The following is a 4457-nucleotide window of genomic DNA, read 5'->3' as shown; positions in this document are numbered from 1 at the left end:
CGCAGGCCAGCACGCTTTCGCCACCGGCGAGGCGTTAGAGGCCAACCCGCACACCAAAGACGCACCATTCAAGCCGGATGAATACCCCGGCCAATGGGCAAACTGGCACGACGGATACATTCACGCCCGCCGCGTCAGAGACTTCACCGAAGCAGACGGCACAAGGAGGGAACCCCATGCCTAATGAAGACACCCAGATTGAACAGATGATCCAAGAGAGCGGGGCCGCCGCGCCGCGCCTGACGCCGGATCACATCGACGCCAAGATCGTCAGTGATTATTACCATGTCGTGCCTGACACGACGCTGACTATCTGCGTCCTGACACTGGAGAACGGCTTTACCGTCACAGGTGAAAGCGCAGCGGCCAGCCCGGAAAATTTCAGGGCAGCGATTGGCCGCCAAATTGCCTTTGAGAACGCCCGCGCAAAAATCTGGCAGCTTGAGGGCTACATGTTGCGCGAGCGTCTGCACGAAATCGCCATGAAGGAGCAGGCCAATGGCTGATGACATTAAAGACGACGTGACCGAGGATCAGGTGCAGGCCGATCAGGCCCAAGCCGAGGACGACTTGCCCGAAATCGAGGACGCGCCCGGCGACGACGAGGAATGGACCGAAGAGGACATGCGCCTTCTCAGCGACGAGGAGCGCGCGGCACTGTTTGGCGACGACGAGGGCGAAGGAGACGCGGATGAGGCTGACGAAGGGGACGCCGAGGACGAACCCGCAGCGCAGGCCGCCAGCGACGACGCAGCCCAAGACGACACCGACAGCATGGTCGGCACCCAAGCCCCAGACCTTGCCGCACTCGACGCGGAGATCGAGGCACTCGACGCCGCAAAAGTAGCCGCGTTTGACGATTGGGAAGAGGGCAACCTGTCCCGCGATGAATACCTTGCCAAGCTGGCCGAGATTGATGGCGTTTCAAAGCAGACCATCGCACAGCGTGCCGTGGCCGAGAGCCAAGAGCAGGCGGTCTATAACGCCTTCATCGGCACGGCCAAGGGCTACTTTGGCGAGTTTCCGGATCTGGCAACCCAAAGCCATGCGGAAGCCTATGATCGCCATGTGCGCAGCGTGACAGGCAACCCCGCCTATCAGCACATGACACACCGGCAAATGCTGGAAGCCGCGCACACGCTCTATGCGGCAGAGGCCGAGGTTCTGGGAGTGGACGTGCCTGCGCCAAAGGGGAAGGCGAAGCCATCCCCGACACCAGCGCTAGAGGCCAAGGCCGATCCGGCACCGGCACCGGCCCGCAAGCCGCGCCCGGGCGACAAAGCCCCCGTCACACTGCGCAATGTGCCCAACGCCGCCCCGGTATCAGCATCCGACGGCAAGTATTCCAGCCTTGCACAGCGTCTCGAAAACGCTGGCCCGGAAGAATACGAGCGCATCATGGGCAGCATGTCGCCGGATGAAGCCGAAGCCTTCGCCAGCATGGACGTTTAAGGGGAGATCGCGCGGTGCTGACGCTCAAACTCAAAGCAGGTGACAGCCTCCAAATCGGGGACTCGATCCGCCTGACGGTCAAAGAAGATTCCACCAAGGGACGCTTGACCGTGGGCATTGATGCACCGCGCGAGATCAATATCGCGCGCATACCTATCGGGGCAAAAGCCAAGGCGGGACACAACATATAGATCATATTGGCAAACAGATACCATATGTGGTATCTATCAAGCTATATCGGCTGGATGCCGGGTAAACTCAGGGCATGGAAGTCCGCCATCGTTTTTTAGTCGATGAGGACTGACATGACACAGACCATCCTGAATTGGGGCGACCCTCGCGCTGTAAAGCGTTGGGCGGCTACTCTGGCAACCCAAGTCAACCGCAACAGCTACTTCAACAAGAAGTTCGTCGGCAAGGGCGAGAACAACATCATCGAGGAGAAGATGGACCTGTCCAGCGATGCTGGCGACCGCGTGTCCTTCGATCTCTCGGTGAAGCTCAAGCAGCGCCCGACCTTCGGTGACGCCCGCGTGAAGGGCAAAGAGGAGCAACTCAAGTTCTTCTCCGATGAAGTCGTGATCGACCAGATGCGGCACCCCGTATCCGCTGGCGGACGCATGAGCCGCAAGCGCACGCTGCATGACATGCGCAAGATCGCCAAGGACCGGCTGGCCGAATACTGGACGCAATACATTGACGAGATGTATTTCATCTACCTCTCCGGCGCGCGTGGCATGAACGAAGAGTTCATCGAGCCTGCTGACTACACCGGCTTTGCGACCAACCCGCTGCAAGCGCCCGACACCGCGCACATCCTGTTTGGTGGCGACGCGACCGGCAAGGGCGACCTGTCCACCGCAGACGTGATGACCACGGACCTGATCGAGCGTGTGGCAACCCACGCCAAGATGATCCGGGCCAAGGACACAGACGCCACGGACATGATGCCCGTCGATGTGGAAGGCGAAAAGCACTTCTGCGTGGTCATGTCGCCCTATCAGGCGCACACCATGCGCACAGCATCGGGCAGCAAGTGGCTGGACTTCCAGAAAGCCGCAGCCGCCGCAGAAGGCCGCAAGAACCCGATCTTCAAGGGCAACATGGGCATGATCAACAACGTCGTGCTGCATGACCATGAGAACGTGATCCGGTTCAACGACTACGGCACTGGCAGCGACCTGCCAGCAGCCCGCGCCCTCTTCCTTGGCCGTCAGGCCGGTGTGGTCGCATACGGCACTCCGGGCGGTATGCGCTACATGTGGAAGGAAGAAATGGAAGACTACGACAACGAGCCAACCGTCGTTGCCGGTGTCATCATGGGCGTGAAGAAGTCGCGCTATAACGGACGCGATTTTGGCGTGATTGCGCTGGATACCTACGCGGTCCCGGTCTGATTTAGCGGGGCGGCGTTCGCGCCGCTCCACCCCCAACCCCGCTTGAAATAGAAGGATTCGCCAGATGGCTATCTTCCAGAGTTCCACAGCAAAGGGGCAGGCCGCGACGCCTTCGGCATATCAGGCCGGTATCGTCACGACTGCCATCTTTGAATACACCTTTACCGACGCCTATGCGACGGCAACCGACGTGATCGAGCTTGGCCTCCTGCCTGCCGAGACACAGATCGTCGGTGCGACCATCATCGGCACCGGCCTTGGTGCGACCACGGCTGACATTGGTATCATGACCGGCACCCCCGGCGATACCGTGGACGAGCGCACCGTCGGCGACGAGTTGTTTGACGGCACCAGCGTCAACAACGCCACGGCCAACGCCGCACTGGCAACCTGCCTTGGTGTTGCCCGCCAAAACTACCACCGCGCCATTGGTGCAAAGGTCGCGGCCAACGTCGCCGCCGGTGCTGCCAAGCTGACGGTCAAAATCGACTACATCGCTTGATGACATTGCGGCGCGCGGGCCAAATCCGCGCGCTGCCCCACGATCACGGAGGAAGCCATGCTGATCGAACACACCACCAAACGCCCGAACGGTTCCATCCACTCCATTGCTGGCACCAAATACCACTTTGAGCCAAACGCAAACGGCGCGCATGTGGCCGAGGTCGAAACCCCGGCGCATATTCAGCGCTTTTTGTCGATTCCGTCATTCACGGTCTATGACCCAAACGCGCCGGTTGAGCCTGTCACGCAGACCGCGCCCGTTCAGCCGGACCCGATTGAGCCTTCCGACGACGACGACGCGCCGACCCCGCTGGAAGACGCGCCCGACGAGGTTCTCGACCAGCTTTACGAAGAAGCATACGGCAAGAAGCCTCACCACAAGGTCAAGCGCGACAAGATCATTGATATGATCCGCAAGGCCCCCGCCAAAGAGGCTGAGTAACAGCCATGCCCGTCAACGTCGCTGATGTTCTATCGCGCGCCCCCAAGGCACTGAGCGATGTTGACGAGGTGCGCTGGACCGCTGCCAGCAAGCTCGAATATTTCAACGACGGGCTTTTGGAAATCGCCGTTCAGAAGCCTTCCGCCTTTTCCCGCACCGTGGAGCTGCCGCTTGCCGCTGGCACGCTTCAGACAGTGCCAGAAGCCTATTCCGGCCTGATCCGGGCAGTCCGCAACGTCACAGGGGACGCAGGGGCCACGCCACGCGCCGGGGGCAGGGCGATCACACCCACGCGCCGCGACATTCTCAATGACCAGTTCCTTGACTGGCACAGCGCTGCCACGATTCCGTATGCGCGGACCGTGCAGCACGTCATTGCCGACGAGTTCGAGCCGCGTCAGTTCTATGTTTTCCCCGGCAACGACGGGACCGGCATCATCGAGGCGATTGTCGCGCTGATCCCCGACGCCATTGCCAGCCCGATCACAAGCGCCACCACTGCGCCGCTGGATCGCGTCTATTTTAACGCCTTGGCCGATTACGTGGCCTATCGCGCTTATGCCGAGGACACGATCCTCAACGGCTCCGTGCAGCGCGCGCAGGCGCATTACCAACTGTTCCAGCAAGCCCTTGGCATCCGTCAGGGCATCGAGGGCGCGGCC

8 protein-coding genes are annotated in these 4457 nt (G+C 60.9%); all 8 read left to right on the top strand.

Annotation, left to right across the window (positions count from 1 at the left end; translation table 11 throughout):
- Window positions 1–184, top strand: a 184-nt coding sequence (locus tag VGP75_RS13240; RefSeq protein ID WP_327544123.1) for a hypothetical protein, incomplete at its 5' end; no start/stop codon positions are given.
- Entirely contained in the window at window positions 177–506 is a 330-nt protein-coding gene (locus VGP75_RS13235; protein ID WP_327544122.1) for a Gp49 family protein, read from the top strand. The genes VGP75_RS13240 and VGP75_RS13235, both read left to right, overlap by 8 nt.
- Window positions 499–1452, top strand: a complete 954-nt coding sequence (locus VGP75_RS13230) for a hypothetical protein (RefSeq protein ID WP_327544121.1) — start codon at window positions 499–501, stop codon at window positions 1450–1452. Before VGP75_RS13235 ends, VGP75_RS13230 begins: the two co-directional genes overlap by 8 nt.
- Before the next feature lie 14 nt (window positions 1453–1466).
- The gene (locus VGP75_RS13225; RefSeq protein WP_327544120.1) at window positions 1467–1643 is read left to right on the top strand and encodes a carbon storage regulator; all 177 of its coding nucleotides are present in this window, start codon (window positions 1467–1469) and stop codon (window positions 1641–1643) included.
- Window positions 1644–1757: 114 nt separating this feature from the next.
- The gene (locus VGP75_RS13220; protein WP_327544119.1) at window positions 1758–2849 is read left to right on the top strand and encodes a N4-gp56 family major capsid protein; all 1092 of its coding nucleotides are present in this window, start codon (window positions 1758–1760) and stop codon (window positions 2847–2849) included.
- A gap of 64 nt (window positions 2850–2913) precedes the next feature.
- Window positions 2914–3351: a hypothetical protein gene (locus VGP75_RS13215; RefSeq protein WP_327544118.1), complete on the top strand. Its 438-nt coding sequence runs from the start codon at window positions 2914–2916 to the stop codon at window positions 3349–3351.
- A 57-nt stretch (window positions 3352–3408) separates the two neighbouring features.
- Window positions 3409–3795: a hypothetical protein gene (locus VGP75_RS13210; RefSeq protein ID WP_327544117.1), complete on the top strand. Its 387-nt coding sequence runs from the start codon at window positions 3409–3411 to the stop codon at window positions 3793–3795.
- 5 nt (window positions 3796–3800) lie between these two features.
- Window positions 3801–4457, top strand: a 657-nt coding sequence (locus VGP75_RS13205; RefSeq protein WP_327544116.1) for a phage adaptor protein, incomplete at its 3' end; no start/stop codon positions are given.

It is taken from the genome of Yoonia sp., from assembly GCF_036007805.1.
Taxonomy (GTDB): domain Bacteria; phylum Pseudomonadota; class Alphaproteobacteria; order Rhodobacterales; family Rhodobacteraceae; genus Yoonia.
Note: the sequence above shows the minus strand (reverse complement) of the source record. Positions and strands in the feature narration are given on the sequence as shown.